Consider the following 18,677-nt stretch of genomic DNA (forward strand, 5'->3'; position numbering starts at 1 on the left):
AGGTTCACGACAGTTGGGGCCGGAGAAATCCGGCCCTCTTCTCATTTGGCCAGTTGCGGCACCCTCGCCCATTGCTTCGGCCCGCTGTTGTGAATCGAGGCCCCCTTGGTATCGACCGCCACAGTCACGGGCATGTCCTTGACCTCGATCTCGTAAATCGCCTCCATGCCAAGATCCTGATAGGCGACAGGCCGGGCACGCTTGATCGCCTTGGAGACCAGATAGGCCGCACCCCCGACAGCAATCAGATAGACCGCACCATGCTGGCGGATGACCTCGATGGCCGCAGGCCCGCGCTCGGCCTTGCCGATCATCACCTTGAGACCCGATGCTGCGAGCAGGGGACCCGTGAACTTGTCCATGCGGGTGGATGTTGTCGGGCCTGCCGGGCCGATCACCTCATCGCCAACGGCATCGACCGGGCCGACATAATAAATCGCGCGCCCCTTCAGATCGACGGGCAGCGGCTTGCCCTGATCCAGTTCCTCGAGCATCCGGCGATGGGCGGCGTCGCGCCCGGTATAGAGCCGACCAGACAAAAGCAGCGTATCGCCGGGGCTGAGCGAGGCCAGAACGCCATCGTCCAGCGCATCAAGATCAATCCGGCGCCCCGTGACGCCGCCCTCTTCCAGATCCGGCCAGAGTGACAGATCAGGTGGGGTAAACTCTGCCGCGCCGCTGCCATCCAGCGTGAAATGCACATGCCGGGTGGCGGCGCAATTGGGGATCAACGCCACCGGCAAGGACGCGGCATGGGTTGGAAAGCTGCGCAGCTTGACATCAAGCACGGTGATCAGACCGCCCAGCCCCTGCGCCCCGATGCCGAGCGCGTTGATCCGCTCATAGAGCTCCAGCCGCAGCGCCTCTTCGGCGGTTTGCGCGCCGCGCGCCTGTAGCTCGGTCATGTCGATGGGATCGTTCAGCGCCTGCTTGGCCATCGCCATCGCCTTGTCGACGCTGCCGCCCACACCCAGTCCGATCAGCCCGGGCGGGCACCATCCCGCCCCCAGTTTGGCAACCGTGTCCACCACCCAATCCGCCACGGAATCCGACGGGTTCAACACGGCGAATTTCGTCTTGTTCTCTGACCCGCCCCCCTTGGCCGAGACCGTGACAGACACTTTGTCACCCGCCACCAATTCGGTCTGGATCATCGCCGGGGTATTGTCGCGCGTGTTGCGCCGCGCGCCCAGTGGGTCCGCGACAATCGAGGCGCGCAGCGGGTTGGCGGCAAAGGCATAGGCGCGTCGCGTCGCCTCGTCGATCATGTCCTGCGGCGCGTGGTGCCAGTCGATGGGGGCCTCAACGCCCACTTCGAGAATGACATTCACGCTGCCGGTGTCCTGACAGAGCGGTCGTTTGTCAAAGGCCGACATACGCGAATTGACCAGAATCTGCCGGATCGCATTGCGCGCGGATTGGCTTTCTTCCGTCTCATAGGCGCGGGCCATCGCGGTGACGAAATCCGGCGTATGGTAATATGAAATATATTGCAGCGCGTCCGCGACACTGTCGATCAGATCCGCCTCAGTGATTTTACCGCTCATGCCGCACCTCCCGCGCGCGCTAGGATCTGTTGCGCGCGTTTGACCACGGGCGCGTCGATCATCTGGCCATCCAGCTTGATGGCCGCTCCGGTTTCAGAGCATGCGGCCACAACACGCCGCGCCCAGTCCAATTCAGCCTCAGAAGGGGCAAACCCGCGCCGGGCCGGGGCAATCTGCGCGGGGTGAATGATCAGCTTGCCGCCAAAACCCATCTCAACACTATACTGGCAATCGCTCAGGATTGCGGCCTCGTCATTGATGCCTTGGGTAACGCCGTCCCAAGGGGCCGGGCGATTGGCAAGGCGCGATGCCAGCACAAGCTCGGCGCGCGCGTGCAACAATGCCTCGCGGGTATGCGCGATCCCCAGATCAGCAGCATAATCAATCGAGCCAAAGGCAAGACGGGTACAGGCGCGCGCCACGCTCTCGGCGCGGCGCAACCCGAGGGCGGTTTCGATGAGGCCGATCACCGGCAGTCCCGTTTGCGCTGCGAGGACGGCGCAGGTCTCTGCGTCCTCCGCCTTGGGCAGGATCAGGCCATCAATCGCCAACCCGCCGAGAACCGCGACATCTTCGGCGTAAAACGCGCTGTCGGCGGCATTGAGGCGCACCAGCACCGGCACAGCGCCGGACCGACGCGCAGGAAGATCACGCAATGCCGCACGGGCGTTTGCCTTGTCCTCTTCGGCAACTGCATCTTCAAGGTCGAGCAGAATGGCATCCGCACCCGCGGCCTGTGCCTTGGCAAGGCGATCCAGCCGGGTGGCGGGCAAAAAGAGGGGCAGGGCAATCTGACTGATGGGCATATCTGGTCCTGAAGCAATGAGAGAAATGGGAATGGCTCAGCCGTTAACGTCAGGCACCACCAAAGGGTCGAGCAGCGCGCGCATGTTTTCGGGGATGGGTACTGGACGGCTCGTCTCGCGGTCGACATAGACATGCACAAAACGCCCCTGCGCCGCCGCAAGATCCGCCCCGGACCGAAAAATTGCCAACTCATAGGTGACGCTGCTTCTGCCGAGCCGCGCCACGCGTAATCCAACCTCAATGGCCTCGGGAAAGGCGATGGGGCTGAAGTAGTGGCATTCGCTGTGCGCAACCAATCCGGTCACGGTGCTGCGCCGGATGTCGAGCACGCCGCCCCGGATCAGGTATTCGTTCACCGCCGTGTCGAAGAATGAATAATAGGCCACGTTATTGACGTGCAAGTAAGCGTCATTGTCCATCCAGCGGGTGCTGATCGGGCAGAAATGCACATAGGCGACGCGGGGTTGTGGAACGGGGCGATTGCTCATGCTCGGGTCCGATTGTCTATACTCTCGCCGCTTTGGCTCGCGGACTCAGAGACAGACCACCATGGAACGCGCCCTCTGTCCAGTCGGGAACCTATCAGGTTTCACAATGACCGACCTCAACTGGCGCTCTGGCCTTCGGGCGCACCCCACCAGGAGAACGGGATGCGCCCGACCTTGATTACTGCAGCACCTCAGTCCAGATCTGCGATTGCAGATCGTTCACGTCCTGAGGGCAGGCTGGGCTGAACTTGCCCGCCGCCGCCAGTTCCGGCGCGACGACGATTTCCGGTGCTTCGCGCATCACCTCATCCATGAATTCCTCGGATCCGGTCACACCATTGGCGTAGCGCGCAAAGTTCGAGATCATCGCGGCATTTTCCGGCTCGAGAATGAAATTGATGAACTTCATCGCGTTTTCCGGGTTCTGGGCATCGGCCAGCACGGTCGCACTATCCATCCAGATCGGATAACCGGTTTTAGGATAGCCGTAGGCGAGATCAGCGTTTTGCAGCCGTGCCCGCATTGTCGCGCCGTTCCAGTAGATCCCGGCTGAGAAATCGCCAGCGACATGGGCATCGACCGTGCCGTAATCCAGCGCCTTCCAATGTGTTTTGGCCTCGACCAGAGTGTCACGCACCTTGCGCATCACCTCCATGTCAGTGGTGCAGGATTCTCCCCCGGCGTAGTAAATTGCAATGGCCATCACATCGGACATTTCGGGGATGACGTTGATCTTGCCCTTGAGCGCGTCCGGCGGGCTAAAGATCAGGCCTGCATCGTTGATGTCGCCATCATAGACGCTGGTATTCACGATCACGCCGGTCGTGCCCCATTGCCACGGAACCGAATATTCGCGACCGGGGTCGAAATCGACATCCACCCACTCGGGCGCGATATTGCCATGGTTGGTGACGACGGATTTGTCGAGCGGAACGATGAGGCCCTCTGAAATCCAAGTCTGCATGTAAGAGTTCGACGGCACGACAATGTCAAATCCATGGCCCCCCTGACGGATGCGGGCAAGGGCCGTGTCATTGCTGTCGTAGTCCGTCACATTGACCTTGATCCCGGTCTCTGCCTCGAACTTGGTCAGCAACTCGGGGCTTGTATAATTGCCCCAGTTGTAGAGGTTCACCACACCTTCCGCGCTCGCGATGCCGGTGGTCGCCAATAGGGCGGTCAGGCCGGTTGCTATCAATCTCTTCATTGGTCGTCTCCCTGTGGTTATGGTTGCAGTTATCCCCTTTTCCGGGTGATCAGGAAAAACACACTGACCACCACAAGCGACAGCGCCAGAAACAGCGTGGCGATGGCGTTCATTTCGGGGGTGACGCTACGGCGCAACTGGCCGAGCATGTAGGTGGGCAGCGTGTCCTGCCCGGCAGACTTCACGAACTCGGTGATCACAACGGTGTCGAGCGATACCACGAACCCAAGCATGAAGCCTGCCACGATACCGGGCACCAACAGCGGCAGGGTGACATGGGTAAAGGTCTGCACCGGGGTTGCATAGAGATCGGCCGCCGCCGTTTCCAAGGTCAGATCCATGGTTTCGAGCCGCGCGCGAATGGGCAGATAGGCAAAGGGGATGCAAAAGGCGGTATGCGCCGCCACCATATATCCCATGCCCGAGTATCCTGTCTGCACCTTGAGAAAGGCCACAAAGATCAAGAGCGCGATGCCGGTCACGATTTCAGGCACCATCAGAGGCTGGTTGATCAGCGCATAAATGAGGGTCTGGCCGGGAAACCGGCCCACCCGCGTCGTGGCCAATGCCGCCAAAGTTGCAAGTGCGGTGGCGATCCCAGCCGCGACCAGCGCGAGCCAAAGCGAGCGGATCGACACATCGACCACCTGCCTGTTGTTAAACGCCGCCTCATACCATTTCAGCGAGAATCCGCCCCAGACGGCTTGCGATTGCGACTCGTTGAACGAAAAGACCACCAACGTGATGATGGGTAGGTAGAGCATCACGAGGGTGACAATGGCAACAGTGCCAAAGCCGGGCAGGGCGCGGACGTCGAACCTATTGTTGGCCATCGCGCCCTCCTGTCTCACGGGTGGTGATGCGCAGGTAGAAAACCAGCGCCACCACGACGATCACCAGCAGCACCATCGCCAAGGCCGATCCAAGCGGCCAGTTGCGCCCCTGACCGAATTGCAAGCCGATCAGATTGCCCATCATCATCGACCGGCCGCCGCCCAGCACGCGCGGGGTGACATAGGCCCCGATTGACGGGATGAACACCAGAATGGAGCCAGCAATGAATCCCGGTTTCACCAGCGGCAGGATCACATGCCACAAGACCTGCAAGCGACTGGCGTAGAGATCATACCCCGCCTCGACCAACCGAAAATCCAGCTTGTCCATCGCCGCGTAAAGCGGCAGCACCATCAAGGGTAAAAAGACATAGCTCATGCCGAGCAACACGGCGAAATCGGTATACATCAATTCCACAGGTTCGCGGATCAGGCCGAGCCAGAGGAGAACCGTGTTCACCGTGCCGGTGTTGCGGATCAGCTCTTGTATCGCGAAGGTGCGGATCAAGAGGTTGGTCCAAAAGGGTACGGTGATCAGGAACAACCAGATCATCCGCCGGTTGACAGGGCGTGTCGCGATGAACCATGCCGTTGGAAAACCCAGTGCCGCGCAGATCAGCGTTGTTTGAAACGACAGCCACAAGGTGCGTTGGAACACCGCAAGATGATCAGCGTTCAGAGTTACATTCTCGGGGTCGAAAATATCCCGCTTGAAGAACACGCGAAACCAGGCCTCGGTCGAGAAATCCCACGACACGCCGCCCATATTGCCGGGACTGAGGACCGAGTAAATGGCAACGATCAAGAGCGGCCCAGAGGCCGCAAGGATCAGCACCACAAGCGCCGGGCTCACGAGGATCCACTTCCATCGGTGCGAGTCGCTTTTCATCCCTATCCCCGCAGAACTTGCAGCGCGCCGGGCATCAAGGCCAGGCCGATCCGCGCGCCAATCGCCGGCTCCGCTTGTCCGACCGTGTTCTGACGCCGCACCGTAAAGGTCTGACCATCCTCAAGCGTCAGATGGATATGTGTGTCGGTGCCAAAGAACACAGTGCCATTCACCGTCACAGACAGATCGCCCGAACCTGCCTCCGCCAGTTGCGCCTGTTCCGGGCGGATCACGGCGGAAACGGTCTCACCCTCCGCTGGGACCAACCCTTCTGCAATCCGTGCCAGGATGGTTCGGCCACCAGGCAAAGCGAGCTCGGCGCTGCGCCCCTGCACCGCGATCACCTGCAACGACAGAAAATTCGTCTCGCCGATAAAGTCAGCCACGAACCGCTCTTTCGGGGCGTGGTAGATGTCATGCGGACTGCCAAGTTGCAGGATACGGCCCTTGTTCATCACGGCAAGGCGGTCCGACATGGTCAGCGCCTCTTCCTGATCATGGGTCACAAAGACAAAGGTGATGCCCGTCTCCACCTGAAGGCGCTTCAACTCAGTTTGCATTTCCTTGCGCAGCTTGAGGTCCAGCGCGCTCAGCGGTTCGTCGAGCAACAGAACGCGTGGCCTCGGGGCCAAGGCGCGGGCCAGTGCCACCCGCTGCTGCTGTCCCCCGGACAATTCGGCAGGCTTGCGCATGGCCATGGCCTCCATCTTGACCAGATGCATCATCTCGGATGTGGTGGCGTCAATCTCGGAGCGGGGGCGGCCCAGCATCTTGAGGCCAAAGCCAATGTTCTGCGCCACGGTCATATGCGGGAATAGCGCGTAATTCTGAAATACCGTGTTCACCAGACGCCTGTTCGGAGCCTGCCCCACAACATCCTGCCCCTTGATCCGCAGCTGTCCGTTGCTGGGGTGCTCAAATCCGGCGATCACCCGCAGAAGTGTGGTTTTGCCACAGCCGGACGGTCCCAAGAGGGTGAAAAATTCGCCGGTGCGGATTGTCAGGTCAATCTCGGTCAGGACGTGAAACGCAGCCGCGCCCAAGCCAAAGACCTTGCTGACCGCGTCTATTTCTATCTCATTGCCGCTCTGTTGCGTACCGTCGGCCACTATGGCTTTTCCTTTTTACCCCGCAGTCGAGCGCGTGTCGCCGAGTCGTTCAAGACATTTCCGCCCCTCAAGCCTGATTAGAGGGCCGCATCCCAAACGATTCGACCGCCACAGATGGTTTTTTCAACATGCAGACTGGCGATCTGATCTGCGGGCACCGCCTCGATGTCGCCGGACAGAATCACCAGATCCGCAAGATAGCCGGGGCGCAGCATGCCTTTGCGGTCCTCGGTATGTTCGGCATAGGCCCCGCCGATGGTATAGGCGGCCAAGGCCTCGCGCAGCGTCACGCGCTCGTCTTGAGCGCCCTCATAGGGTTGCCGCGTCACCGCCGCCTGAATCGAGCGAAACGGGTTCACATCGGCCACCGGCCAATCAGACGCGAACACGATCCGCGCCCCGGCATCCCGCAGCGTGCGGGTCAGATAGGCATCGCGCCACCGGTCGCGCCCGATCTTGTCGAGGGTTGGAAACAACGGGAAATCCATGGACCCCGGTGGATGCGATGGCTGGACCGAGGCCACTATCCCCATGTCGGCAAACCGAGGAATATCGGCGCGGTCGATCAGTTCAATATGTTCGACCCGGTGACGCGCATCACGGGGCACATTGGCCGCGCGCGCAGCCTCATAGCCATCCAGCACCCGGCGCACCGCCCCGTCCCCGATGGCATGCACCGCAATCTGAAGCCCGCGCCGGTCCGCCTCGATGCAAATCTCGGCAAAGCGGTCCGCCTCATGCAATGGCTCACCGCGCCAGCCGGGTTGATCGGGATAATCGCTCAGCATCACCGCCGTGCCACTGTCCACGACCCCATCCATGAACATCTTGACGAAACCCGACGACAACCAGTCATCGTTGTAATCGGCACTCATGGCGCTGGCCTTGGCGAGGTCCGAGAGTTTGTGATCATTGCGGTAATGATAGGGCACCCGCACCCGCGCCGTCAGCTTGCCCTGATCCCGCAAGTGGTCCAGCACCTCGAGCGTGTAGCGATTGCCATCCATATTCACGAGGCTGGTAAACCCGTGGCGCGCGCAATGGCGCAAACCGCGTTCCATCGCCGGTAAATCCGCCAGCATGTCTTCATGCGTGGGTTTTGGCACCGGATCGGCCCCGGTGGCGATCCCCGCCATGATACGGTTTTCCCCGGCCAGTTTCAGCACGGGCGCTTTGGCCTCGAACTCGCGCAACTCGCCGGTCGCAAGACCGTTTTCCATGACGATCTCGTTGCCCGGACCCAAATGCGCACCCTGCAGGATGCCCGCCTGTTCAAGGGCGATCGTATTAGCCCAAGCAGTGTGATGGTCAGCGGCCAACAGGCAGACGGGCCGGTCAGACAAGATCGCATCCAGATCGTGCCGTGTCAGAGGACGATCATAGATGCCGTAGTCGCATCCTTGACCCACGATCACCTTGCGGTCTGGATTGGACGCAGCATAGGCCCGGATTGCATGCGCCAGCGCGTCCGGCCCCTTGACCCCAAGAAGCTGTAGATGCGCCAATTCCGAGCCGCCCATGAACAGATGCAGATGGCTTTCAATAAAGCCCGGAAGCACGGTCGCCCCCTTCGCGTCAATCACAGGACAGTCTGCTCCCGCCATTTCGATGGCTCTGCTGCCAAGGGCGGCAATCCTGTCGCCCGCGAGAGCCACCGCGTTGGTTTCAGGGCCGTCCGGGTCCATGGTCAGGCCGCGCGCGTTGATGATCAAGAGGGTTATATTCATCTGGCACCAAATCTTGCTCCGCGTCGACGGTAGCAGGGCGCTGCTTGCCGGTCCATTTCTTTGATCAATCGAGGTGCTCAAGGCCCCAGAATGCGCCGCGTCTGTCTTGGTTCGGGCAAAGCGATCTGTCGTCTCGGGAAACCCTCAGAGCATCCGCGCAGCGAGATGGGCCTCGCGTATCGCGGCATGAATGTCACGCGAGGCGACGGCGTCGCCAATGAGATGGACACCCCCCTCTATCATTGCTGACTTCTGCTGGTTCAAGGATGCGCGCAAATCGTTATGAAGATCAAGAACCGGCGTGGTTCCCGCCTCGATCACGACCTGATCAACGTCAATATACTGATGCTCGCCGGTGAAGGTGTGCACAAACCGTGCATGCAGTAGATTTCCGCTTTGGGTTACGTCAATCAACTCCAGATCCGTCAGGCAGTGGACCCCTTGCAGTCCCAGATTTTTGCGAAACCCCGTGCTGTCCTGATACGGCATTTCCTGTCCGACATGGCTGTCACGCGTAACCAGAGTGGTTTTATGCCCCATGCCGACCGTCGCGAGTGCGCTAGAGGGGGCTGGTTGGCGACCCGTCCCGTCATAAATCAGGATATCTGACCCCAATGGCACAGCGCCAGACAGGATGTCCCAGGTGCTGACGCAGTGAACCGCGCCCGGAAGCCAGTCCAGATCGGGGATGCCGCCTGTAGCGATGAGCACGGCATCAGGGGATAAGGCGAGGACGTCGTCGCATGTGGCCAGCGTGTCGGTTTGAATCCTGACGCCGAGCCGGTCGAGTTCTTGAACTCGCCAGTCGATAATGCCGATCAACGGAGTGCGATGGGGGGCTCGCGTTGCAAGAAGTATCTGCCCGCCAAGTTGTGATGCCGCCTCAAAAAGCGTAACGTGATGGCCACGCAGGGCGGCAACACGCGCGGCCTCGAGTCCGGCAATACCGCCTCCAACCACGACAACCCGGCGTTTGGTATCGGCCAGGCTGACGTCATGGGCGATAGACAATTCATTGCCCGTCGCGGCGTTATGCACACAGGTTGCCTTCTTGTAGAGGCAATAAGATGAGCCGACGCAGGGGCGGATGCGGTCTTCTTCTCCTGCCTCGATCCGGCGCACAATATGCGGGTCCGCGATATGGGCGCGAGTCATGCCGACGAGATCGGCGATACCCTCTGCAATCACATGGCGTGCGGTGGCGGTGTCGCGGATGCCTCCGGCGTGAATCAGCGGAAGCGTAGTTTCCGCGCGAAAGGTTCGGACGCTCTCCAGATAGGGGGCTGAGGGTTGAAAGAGGCCCGGCATGTTATCCTCAGATAGCACGAGGTCACTATCCATCCGGCCATAGATCGCGTTGAAGAAATCAACCTGCCCTTCACGCTCGAACATCTGGGCAAGGGCCATGCCGTCCGCTGCGGTCAGCCCGCCTGCGACGCCTTCGTCAATCACCAGCCGGATGCCGATCACCAGCCGGTCATCTACCGCCTCGCGCAGCGCCTCATGCACCATCAGGCCAAAGCGGGCACGGTTTTCGAGGCTGCCACCAAAGCTATCGGTGCGGTGGTTTGTCAGGGGCGACATGAACTGACCGATGAGATGCCCGCCACAGAGTGTCTCGATGCCATCAAGACCACCCTCAAGCGCACGTCGGGCGGCGCTAGCGTAATCGGCGATCACGCGATCGATGTCGTTGCGATCCATCTCACGGGGAATGCTTCGCCCCCGAATTTCACGGATGCGGGACGGTGCAATTGCCGGGCGCCAATCGCCATGCAGTGCATTGGCGCGTCTGCCCAGGTGAGAGATTTGTGTCATCACGGCCGTACCATGCGCATGGATGCGCTGGGACAGGCGTTGCAGATGCGGGATGATGCGGTCGGAGCTCATGTCCAACTGACCGCCGCCCCAGCTTGAGTCCCTCGAGACCATCGCACTGCCGCCAATCATGGTCATGGCGATTCCACCGCGGGCCTTTTCTTCGTGATAGGCTTGATACCGCTCGGTTGGCATGCCGCTTTCATCGAACATCGAGGCGTGGCTGGTGCTGATGATCCGATTGCGCAGAGTCAACTTGCCCAGGGAGAAAGGGGTGAGAAGCGGATCATTGCGGCGGGGCTGGGACAAGGGACACCTCTCATGTTGGTACGTCGGATGTTGGCAAGTGTCGCGCGGCAGAGGTGGGAAAAACAGCTTGAAAAAAAACGTGTCACTTATACGCTCAGCGTATGACAAACCTGCATCGCCTCGTATCCTCTCCAAAGTCGTTGTTGGTTTTTGAAGCCGCCGCGCGGCTGAGCAGTTTCAGCAAGGCGGCGCAGGCGTTCAACATCTCGCAACCCTCCGCCAGCCGCAATATCGCGCAATTGGAGGCGGATATTGGACAAGCACTCTTTATCAGGGGGGCCAAGGGGGCGGCGCTGACCGAGGCGGGAAAAGCCCTCTTTTTGGCCGTAAGCGGCGGGTTCGGACGGATGTCCGAGGTCATAACCCAGTTGCAGGGCCAGCAGGACAGGGCCGACCGCGAAGTGGTGCTGTCGCTCTCCAACGCGTTTGTCACGAACTGGCTTGGGCCACGGTTTGCAGAGTTCGTCGCGAGTTTTCCTGATGTAGCGCTGCGGTTTGAGTTGCTGCCGGGCACGCGTGTCGGGCTGCCCGAGGACGTGGACCTTGTGAGCTGCATCCGTGATGAAACCGCAAACGATGCGGTTCTGGCGCCCGAGGTGATCGTCCCGGTCTGCAGCCCGGCCTATCTGGCGCAGCATGGAACATTGCCGATGGGCGCCGACGGGGCGGGACATGCGTTCTTGCACCTCTCGGATCATCCCCGCGTGATTTGGGAGCCGATGTTGGGCCCGAGTGTTCGAGGTGCAGACCAACCGGGAACATGGTATGCGTTCTCCGACTATGCGGCGATCTTGCAGGCGGCGGTGGATGGCACCGGTATTGCGCTGGGCTGGGTGAATGTTGTCGCGGGTGCGTTGCGCGCCGGGCGTCTGGTGCCTGCCTGGCAGGGCGCGGCGATCAACACCGGACGCTGCATCATGCTGGTCTCGACACGTGCGGGACCAGAGCGGCCTGTTGTGCGCGAGATCGCAAACTGGCTCTGTGCGCATATGGCCGAGGATCTTGCCGCTCTTGGACGTGACGGGCTGGTCCCAGATCACGTGATGGACCGATCTGCGACACAAACTGTTGGTGGGCTTTCTTATACGGTAGAATAATTTGCGGAAATCGCGCGATAGTGTGGGCAAAGCGAAATTGCGGGAGAGGCGCATCCTTGAACGCATCTGGCGGATTGAAACAGAAAGGTGCTGAATGCAAGGCGAAGGCAGCCCCATGACGCAGACCCCGGCCCCAAACAGTATTGAGGCACAAATCGAGTCAAAGGCGCAGGCGCGCCGCGCTGCGTTCATGGCGCGGATGTCGCCCATAGATGACATTCGTCTGAAGCTGGATGCCTACGAGGCGACAATTGAGCCAATTGATGTCAACAAACGCCAGAAACTGCATGAACTGACGGTCAGTGTATTCTGGCCGCACCGGGCTGATGATCTTGATCTGTTTCTATCGCTCGGACAAGGCTATCTGGCGTTGGATGAGATTGGGCGCCCTTTGGGTTCCGCCATGTATTTCGACATGGGGGGCGATTTCGCCATGTTTGGAATGATGGTCACGACGCCACGGTTGCAGGCCCTAGGGGCCGGTCAGCGCCTGTTGCGGCGGATCATGCGCGATTGCGAGGGGCGGGATTTGCGGCTGAGCGCGACGCGGTCCGGGTATCGACTCTATGAAATGGCGGGGTTTACCCCTGTGACCACAATCTGGCAGCAGCAAGGTGTCGTGCGGTCATTCCACCTGCCGGAGTCGTTGCCCGGACTTGTGCTGCGAGAGATTGAAGCGGATGATCTGGCGCCGATCAAGGCCCTTGACGCTCATGCCTATGGCGCGGACCGTGACAGAATTCTGAATAGTTTGGTGCAGGTTTCCTCGGGTCTTGTGGTGGAGCGTGCTGGTGAGGTGCTGGGCTATGCGCTGATGCGCAAATTCGGCAAGGGCGTGGTCATCGGTCCGGTTGTCGCAGAGGATGACGCGATGGCGATGCAACTGGTGGCCCCGCTGATCCAACGCTGTGAGGGCATCTTTACGCGCTTGGATACGCCGCAGCAGAGTGAGTATTTCAAGGCATTTCTAGCGGCGGCGGGCATGGGTGTGCATGACACGGTGACGGAGATGCGGATCGGGCCCTCGCGGCGCTCTGAGTCCGGAGCGTTGACCTACGGTCTTGCATCGCATTCTCTGGGTTAGGGCGGCCAAACGGCTTCAGAGAGCGGTTTGCGTCAAGACAGGCGGTCCTTGAGCGCAAACCATTGGCCGACCAGAGGCAGGAACCAGGGCTGGCCGTTGTGCAGCGGGATGGCTGGCCAATCGAGACCGGCCAGCGGGTTGGTGTCTTCGCGTCCCAACGCCATATCGGCAAGCGCCTGCCCGATCAGTGTCGACATTTGTGCGCCGTGGCCCGAAAATCCCATGCCGTAGAGCATCCCATCCGCCTCGCCCGCGCGCGGAAAGCGGTCCTTGGTCATACCCACGAGACCGCCCCAGCAATACTCGATCTCGACGTCTTTGAGGTTTGGAAACAGCGCGGCTAGTCCGGCCCGCAAGATCGCCCCAGATTTGGCGTCGGAGCGTTGGTCAGACACCGCTGAAAACCTTGCCCTTCCTCCAAAGATCAGGCGATTGTCCGGCGAGAGGCGGAAATAATTGCCAATATTGAGGGAGGTCACATAGGTGCGGTTGCCGGGCAGGGTGGCGGCGACCTCTGCCCCGGTCAATGGCCGCGTTGCGATGATAAATGAGCCCACCGAAATGATCCGGCGCCGGAAGAAGGCGAGCGGGGCGCCGCGCACTGCGCCGGAATAGGCACCGGTGGCAACGATCACCCGCTCCGCCCGCAATGTGCCTTGGGGGGTCGTGATGTTCCATCCGCTGCCCGCGCGTGTACGGGCCGTCACAGGGGCGTTCTCCCAAATCCGCGCGCCATGTCGATGCGCGGCTTCGGCCAGACCGCTGACATAGCGACCCATGTGCATCATTGCGGATTTGCCGTACAGCATGCCGCCGTGAAACGCCTCGGGCTGGATTTCGGAACCGAGCTGGTCGCGGTCAAGCCAGCGGGTATCAGAGTCCACCTCGTTATGGATCAGTTCAAAATTGGCCTGCAGCGCCGCCACATGCGAGTGTTTGGAGGCCAGTTTCAACTTGCCAGAGCGGCGAAAGTCGCAGGATATGCCCTCTTCCGCAATCAAATCCTCGATCATGTCGATGGATCGGTCATAGGCTTTGTAGAGGCGGTGCGCGCGCTCTGCCCCAAGATGCGCCTTGGCGTCGGCATAGCCATGGGCGATGCCGTTGTTGAGATGGCCGCCGTTGCGACCCGATCCGCCTGCACCGATATGTGTGGCCTCAAGAAGGGCAACCTGCACGCCTTCGCGGGCAAGTTTGCGTGCCGCGTTGAGACCGGTAAAGCCGCCGCCGATCACGGCCACATCGAACTTTCCCTCAACTGGCCCGGCCTGGCCTTGGGCAAAGGGGGGCGCGCTGTCATGCCAATACGAGAGGTATTTCATTCTGGTCTCCTGACCTCAAAGGCCCACAACGGCGGCCAGACCCGAGATATCGGGAATCTCGGTATAGCCATAAAAAGGGTTCGCCGGCTCATGACCGCGATTGACCCATACCTTGTGCTTGATGCCCATGTCATGCGCGGTCATCAGATCGTAGCGAAAGCTGGAAGAGACATGCAGAATATCCTCCGGCCCGCAATTGAGCTGATCCAGCATGTACTCGAAGGCACGCATCTGCGGTTTGTAAGCCCCGGCGCTCTCAGCGGTGAAGACATGTGCAATAGGGGCACCAAGTTTCGCGATATTGTGCGGAATTTGATCATTCATCGCATTGGTCAGTGCCACCAACGGAATTTCTGTGGCGACCTTGGCCAATCCGGCGGGCACATCGGCGTTAGGCCCCCATGTCGGCACGCGAAGATAAATCTCCTCGGCAATCGCCGGGTCAAAGGCGATGCCATGACGCCTGCAGGTGCGTTCAAGGGAATTATGTACAACCTCGGCATAGGGTTTCCACGCTCCCAGCACCTCATCGAGCCGATAGGCAGAGAAATCCGCGATGAAGCTCTGCATCTTTTCCGGTGACAGGTGATCCGCGAAATGGTGTCGCGACGCCCCGGCCATGTCGTAGTAAATCATGGTGCCGTGGCAATCAAAGGTGATGAATTTGGGGCGAAAGGTCATTGCGGTCTCCGGTGTCTGAGTGTCCCGTTTATCCTTGACCGGTTCCGGCAACAGAGCTTGCCGCGTTTTCCGGTTTCAGAGCAGGAAATGTCGTATCCGCGCCGACGTTCGGCATGCTCTGCCGCTCTACACCCAAGATTGGTTCGGATTGCGGTGCCTCCTCAGGCAGGCTGGGTTGGTGGCTGCCATGGGCAGTCTTCCTAGCTCTGAAGGCACTCGAGTGACAGAATCCATATATAACCCCGTAAAGATGCTCGACCGATTGATCGGTTGTGCCACCATCGGCGACGCTACCAGGTCGGGCTAAAACCTCTCGGGCCATGCCGATGTTGTCTCGGCAACCGAGCCCGACTGGTGCGCTGAACACCGCAGATCATGCGGGCTTACCCACGCCTTGCAGAGCATATTGCCGCCCAAGGCGCGGTTTAGGGCATATATGCTGTGCTCACGCGCCTAGGCTGAGGCGAACAATGACGGACCTTAGACGATGACAGTGACGACACCTTCAATTCCGGATCACGCGATGCAGGCACTCGAGCTTGTGCCCTTTGCAAAAGAATACTTGCCCGGAGCGTTGCGCCTGTCGGCAGAGGCCGGCTGGCCACACCGCGCCGAAGATTGGGCCCTCAATCTGGCAGTGTCCGAGGGGGTCGTCGCGTTGGTTGGTGACGAGGTCATGGGCACCGCGCTCTGCACCAATTTTGGCGATGTGGCCGCGCTCAACATGATCATCGTTGATGCCCGCATGCGGGGCCGGGGGCTCGGCGCGCGGTTGATGGCGTGGATTATTGCCTGCGCTGGAGCGCGGGAATTACGACTGGTGGCGACAGTCGAGGGCCTGCCGCTCTATACCAAGCTCGGTTTCGTCGCGACGGGACGAATTGTGCAGCATCAGGGCACAGCGAGAGCTGCCGCACCATGTCAGTCAGTGTCAGACGGGCGCGCGGAAGACTGTGCCGCATTGGCCGCCATGGACATGGAGGCCTCAGGCATGTCGCGCGCGGCCTTGATCGCCCAGATCATTGAGCGGGCGCAGATATTGAGGACCGAAGGCGGCTTTGCGCTCTTGCGTGACTTCGGGCGGGGTCGCGTGCTGGGCCCGGTGGTGGCGCGGGATGCGGCGGGTGCGCGAGCGCTGATCGCTGAGGCCGCCACGCGCTGTGCGGGAACGTTTCTGCGGATTGATCTGCCCGAGGTGGTCGGCCTATCAGGCTTTGTTGAGGATCTGGGACTGACCCATGTGGGTGGCGGAACCGCAATGGTTTGTTCGGCACGAACGCAAAATCAAAGAGACTTCACAACTTATGGCCTCGTCTCGCAAGCACTTGGCTGAGCTTAACGGAGAGCAAAATGCTGACCAATTCGATTGCAGAGCTGGATCGCCAGCACTTGATCCATCCGGTATCGTCCTTTCGGGGACATGAGGCGCGAGGCGTGCGCCTGTTGAAATCGGGCAAGGGTGCGATCGTGACGGATGGCGAGGGGCGCGACCTGATCGACGGCTTCGCCGGGCTTTGGTGTGTGAATGCAGGTTACGGGCAAGAGAGCATCGTTGCCGCCGCCGCTGCGCAGATGCGCCAATTGCCCTATGCTACGGGCTATTTCGATCTCGGGACTGAGGCCCCGATCCGGTTGGCGGCTGCCTTGGCGGACCGAGCGCCGGGAGACCTGAACCATGTCTACTTCACGCTGGGTGGCTCGGATGCAGTCGATAGCACGATCCGGTTCATCCGGTACTATTGGCACAGCTTGGGTCAGCCCGACCGCGACCAGTTCATTTCGGTCGAGCAAGGCTATCACGGATCAAGCTCGCAGGGGGCGGGGCTGACGGCTCTGCCGGTGTTTCACGACGGATTTGGCCTGCCGTTTTCATGGCAGCACAAGATTTCGTCGCATTATGTCTATCGCAACCCGGTTGGGTCGGATCCGCAGGCGATTATTGATGCCTCTGTGGCAGAGTTGCGTGCAAAGGTGGCGGAGATCGGCAAAGACCGGGTTGCTGCCTTTTATGTCGAGCCGATCCAAGGCTCGGGCGGCGTTCTGGTGCCCCCCAAGGGATGGATCAAGGCGATGCGCGCGGTCTGTGCGGAATATGGCATTCTCTTTGTCGCAGATGAGGTCATCACCGCTTTTGGCCGTACCGGACCGCTCTTTGCTTGCGAGGATGAAGGAATCGTGCCGGATCTCATGACCACCGCCAAGGGATTGACCTCGGGCTATGTGCCGATGGGGGCGGTTCTGATGTCTGATCATGTTTATGAGACGATAGCTGATGGGGCCGGGTCCAAGGCGATTGGCCATGGGTTCACGTATTCGGCACATCCAGTCTCGGCGGCGGTCGCGCTGGAGGTTCTGGCGCTCTATGATGGTGGTCTGTTGGAGAATGGCCGCAAAATGGGCGCGCGACTTTTGCAAGGCCTGGGCACGCTGCAAGATCATCCGCTGGTCGGCGATGTGCGCGGGCGTGGCATGCTGGCGGCAATCGAATTGGTTACAGACAAAAAACTGAAAACCCCGTTGCCCGCGTCGGTCCAGCCCGCCACGCGGCTGTTTGACCGGGCTTGGGACAACGGACTGATTGTTCGGAGCTTTGCGCAAGGCATTTTCGGATACGCGCCGCCGCTGTGTTGCACAGCGTCAGAAATCGACGCCATCGTCGAGCGCACCCATGCGGTACTCGACCAGACGCTCGATGACCCCGATGTACGCGAAGCGTTGCGTTGATGGCGCTTTTGTTTCTCTCCTTGCCTGAGCGGGCTGCGGTCTGGGCACCGATTTTCGAGGCGGCTGGCGAAGAGATGGTGATTGGCGAGGCAGCGGTCAGCGATCCAACCGCAATCACCCATATCCTGTGTTGGCAACCGCCCAAGGATATTTCGCGCTATCCGAACCTCAAGATTCTGATCAGCAGCGGTGCCGGGGTGGATCAGATGCCCGCCTTGCCCGAGGGTGTTCAATTGTCACGCACTGTCGCCACGGGCATCGAAGAGATGGTGCGCGATTGGGTCGTGATGGCGGCCCTCATGTTGCACCGGGACATGCCCACCTATTTGAAACAGGCGGCTTGCGGCGACTGGCGTGTACATATGACCCGCAAGACAAGTGCCACCCGCGTCGGCGTCATGGGGCTCGGGCGGATCGGAAAACTGGCGGCGCGGACATTGGCTGATCTTGGGTTCCAAGTCGCAGGCTGGAGCCGCTCTGGCGCCCCGGTCGAGGGGATCGAGGTCTTTGGTGGCGCTGATCTTGGCGCGTTCCTCGGGCGCACGGATCTCTTGATCTGCCTCTTGCCGCTCACGCCCGAGACGCAGGGCCTGATGGACACCGAATTTCTGGCGCGTCTGCCGCGCGGAGCGATGCTGGCCCATGCCGGGCGCGGTGCTCAGTTGGATATGACCGCGCTTAGGCACGCGCTGGACGCAGGGCAGATTTCAGCGGCGATGCTGGATGTCACAGACCCCGAGCCGCTTCCGCAAGATCACTGGGTCTGGGCCGATCCCCGCGTGATCGTGACACCGCATGTCGCATCGGAAACCGATCATGCCGAAGGGGCAGAGCATGCGTTGGCTGTGATCCGCGCCACACGCGATGGCCTTGCACTTCCCGGCTTGGTCGATCCTCGGCGGGGGTATTGAGGTCGGACGCTTTGCGCGACGTGTTATGCGGCGCAACGGCTTAAAATAGAAGAATCTGCCGCCACCTCCGCCAGTTTCGGCATTTCGTCAAGGGATTTTGGGGAGATGCTGAAGACAAGACATA

Annotated in this window: 16 protein-coding genes; 5 read left to right on the forward strand and 11 right to left on the reverse strand. The window is 60.6% G+C overall.

The window, feature by feature from the left end:
• Positions 1–41 precede the first annotated feature (41 nt).
• The 9 genes from VR71_RS19245 to VR71_RS19285 all read right to left on the reverse strand — a co-directional run bounded on the left by VR71_RS19245 (position 42) and on the right by VR71_RS19285 (position 10,734).
• Complete coding sequence (locus VR71_RS19245) at positions 42–1,547, reverse strand: fumarate hydratase (RefSeq protein WP_009816057.1); 1,506 nt, start codon at positions 1,545–1,547, stop codon at positions 42–44.
• Complete coding sequence (locus VR71_RS19250; RefSeq protein ID WP_045686219.1) at positions 1,544–2,353, reverse strand: CoA ester lyase; 810 nt, start codon at positions 2,351–2,353, stop codon at positions 1,544–1,546. Before VR71_RS19250 ends, VR71_RS19245 begins: the two co-directional genes overlap by 4 nt.
• Before the next feature lie 36 nt (positions 2,354–2,389).
• On the reverse strand, positions 2,390–2,842 hold the full coding sequence (locus VR71_RS19255) for a thioesterase family protein (protein ID WP_045686220.1): 453 nt from the start codon (positions 2,840–2,842) through the stop codon (positions 2,390–2,392).
• A 178-nt stretch (positions 2,843–3,020) separates the two neighbouring features.
• Positions 3,021–4,049 (reverse strand): extracellular solute-binding protein, encoded by a 1,029-nt coding sequence (locus VR71_RS19260; RefSeq protein ID WP_045686221.1) that lies wholly within the window; start codon positions 4,047–4,049, stop codon positions 3,021–3,023.
• Between the two features lie 29 nt (positions 4,050–4,078).
• Complete coding sequence (locus VR71_RS19265) at positions 4,079–4,882, reverse strand: ABC transporter permease (RefSeq protein WP_045686222.1); 804 nt, start codon at positions 4,880–4,882, stop codon at positions 4,079–4,081.
• Positions 4,869–5,771: an ABC transporter permease gene (locus VR71_RS19270; RefSeq protein ID WP_045686223.1), complete on the reverse strand. Its 903-nt coding sequence runs from the start codon at positions 5,769–5,771 to the stop codon at positions 4,869–4,871. Before VR71_RS19270 ends, VR71_RS19265 begins: the two co-directional genes overlap by 14 nt.
• Positions 5,772–5,773: 2 nt before the next feature.
• Positions 5,774–6,841, reverse strand: coding sequence for an ABC transporter ATP-binding protein (locus VR71_RS19275; RefSeq protein ID WP_296430649.1), 1,068 nt, complete (start codon positions 6,839–6,841; stop codon positions 5,774–5,776).
• Between the two features lie 116 nt (positions 6,842–6,957).
• Positions 6,958–8,607 carry an amidohydrolase gene (locus VR71_RS19280; protein ID WP_045686225.1) on the reverse strand — a complete coding sequence of 550 codons (1,650 nt, stop codon included), beginning with the start codon at positions 8,605–8,607 and terminating at the stop codon, positions 6,958–6,960.
• 144 nt (positions 8,608–8,751) lie between these two features.
• The gene (locus VR71_RS19285; RefSeq protein WP_045686226.1) at positions 8,752–10,734 is read right to left on the reverse strand and encodes an FAD-dependent oxidoreductase; all 1,983 of its coding nucleotides are present in this window, start codon (positions 10,732–10,734) and stop codon (positions 8,752–8,754) included.
• 143 nt (positions 10,735–10,877) lie between these two features.
• Here VR71_RS19285 and VR71_RS19290 point away from each other — a divergent pair, with 143 nt between their 5' ends.
• Both VR71_RS19290 and VR71_RS19295 read left to right on the forward strand, forming a co-directional pair.
• Complete coding sequence (locus VR71_RS19290; protein ID WP_296430636.1) at positions 10,878–11,831, forward strand: LysR family transcriptional regulator; 954 nt, start codon at positions 10,878–10,880, stop codon at positions 11,829–11,831.
• A gap of 115 nt (positions 11,832–11,946) precedes the next feature.
• Complete coding sequence (locus VR71_RS19295; protein WP_296430638.1) at positions 11,947–12,915, forward strand: N-acetyltransferase; 969 nt, start codon at positions 11,947–11,949, stop codon at positions 12,913–12,915.
• Positions 12,916–12,947: 32 nt separating this feature from the next.
• Here the strand turns inward: VR71_RS19295 and VR71_RS19300 are convergent, their stop codons facing one another.
• Both VR71_RS19300 and VR71_RS19305 read right to left on the reverse strand, forming a co-directional pair.
• Positions 12,948–14,237: an FAD-binding oxidoreductase gene (locus VR71_RS19300; RefSeq protein WP_045686228.1), complete on the reverse strand. Its 1,290-nt coding sequence runs from the start codon at positions 14,235–14,237 to the stop codon at positions 12,948–12,950.
• Positions 14,238–14,252: 15 nt separating this feature from the next.
• Positions 14,253–14,918 (reverse strand): haloacid dehalogenase type II, encoded by a 666-nt coding sequence (locus VR71_RS19305; protein WP_045686229.1) that lies wholly within the window; start codon positions 14,916–14,918, stop codon positions 14,253–14,255.
• A gap of 487 nt (positions 14,919–15,405) precedes the next feature.
• Here VR71_RS19305 and VR71_RS19310 point away from each other — a divergent pair, with 487 nt between their 5' ends.
• Genes VR71_RS19310 through VR71_RS19320 form a run of 3 tightly spaced genes read left to right on the forward strand, consistent with a single transcriptional unit; the run spans position 15,406 to position 18,553 of the window.
• The gene (locus VR71_RS19310) at positions 15,406–16,251 is read left to right on the forward strand and encodes a GNAT family N-acetyltransferase (protein ID WP_296430641.1); all 846 of its coding nucleotides are present in this window, start codon (positions 15,406–15,408) and stop codon (positions 16,249–16,251) included.
• A 17-nt stretch (positions 16,252–16,268) separates the two neighbouring features.
• Positions 16,269–17,642, forward strand: coding sequence for an aspartate aminotransferase family protein (locus tag VR71_RS19315; RefSeq protein WP_045686231.1), 1,374 nt, complete (start codon positions 16,269–16,271; stop codon positions 17,640–17,642).
• Positions 17,642–18,553, forward strand: a complete 912-nt coding sequence (locus VR71_RS19320) for a glyoxylate/hydroxypyruvate reductase A (RefSeq protein WP_045686232.1) — start codon at positions 17,642–17,644, stop codon at positions 18,551–18,553. The genes VR71_RS19315 and VR71_RS19320 overlap by 1 nt, the downstream gene beginning before the upstream one ends.
• Positions 18,554–18,677 lie beyond the last annotated feature (124 nt).

Origin of the sequence: Roseovarius sp. BRH_c41 (genome assembly GCF_000961715.1) — a bacterium.
In the GTDB taxonomy this organism is placed as follows: Bacteria; Pseudomonadota; Alphaproteobacteria; order Rhodobacterales; family Rhodobacteraceae; genus Roseovarius.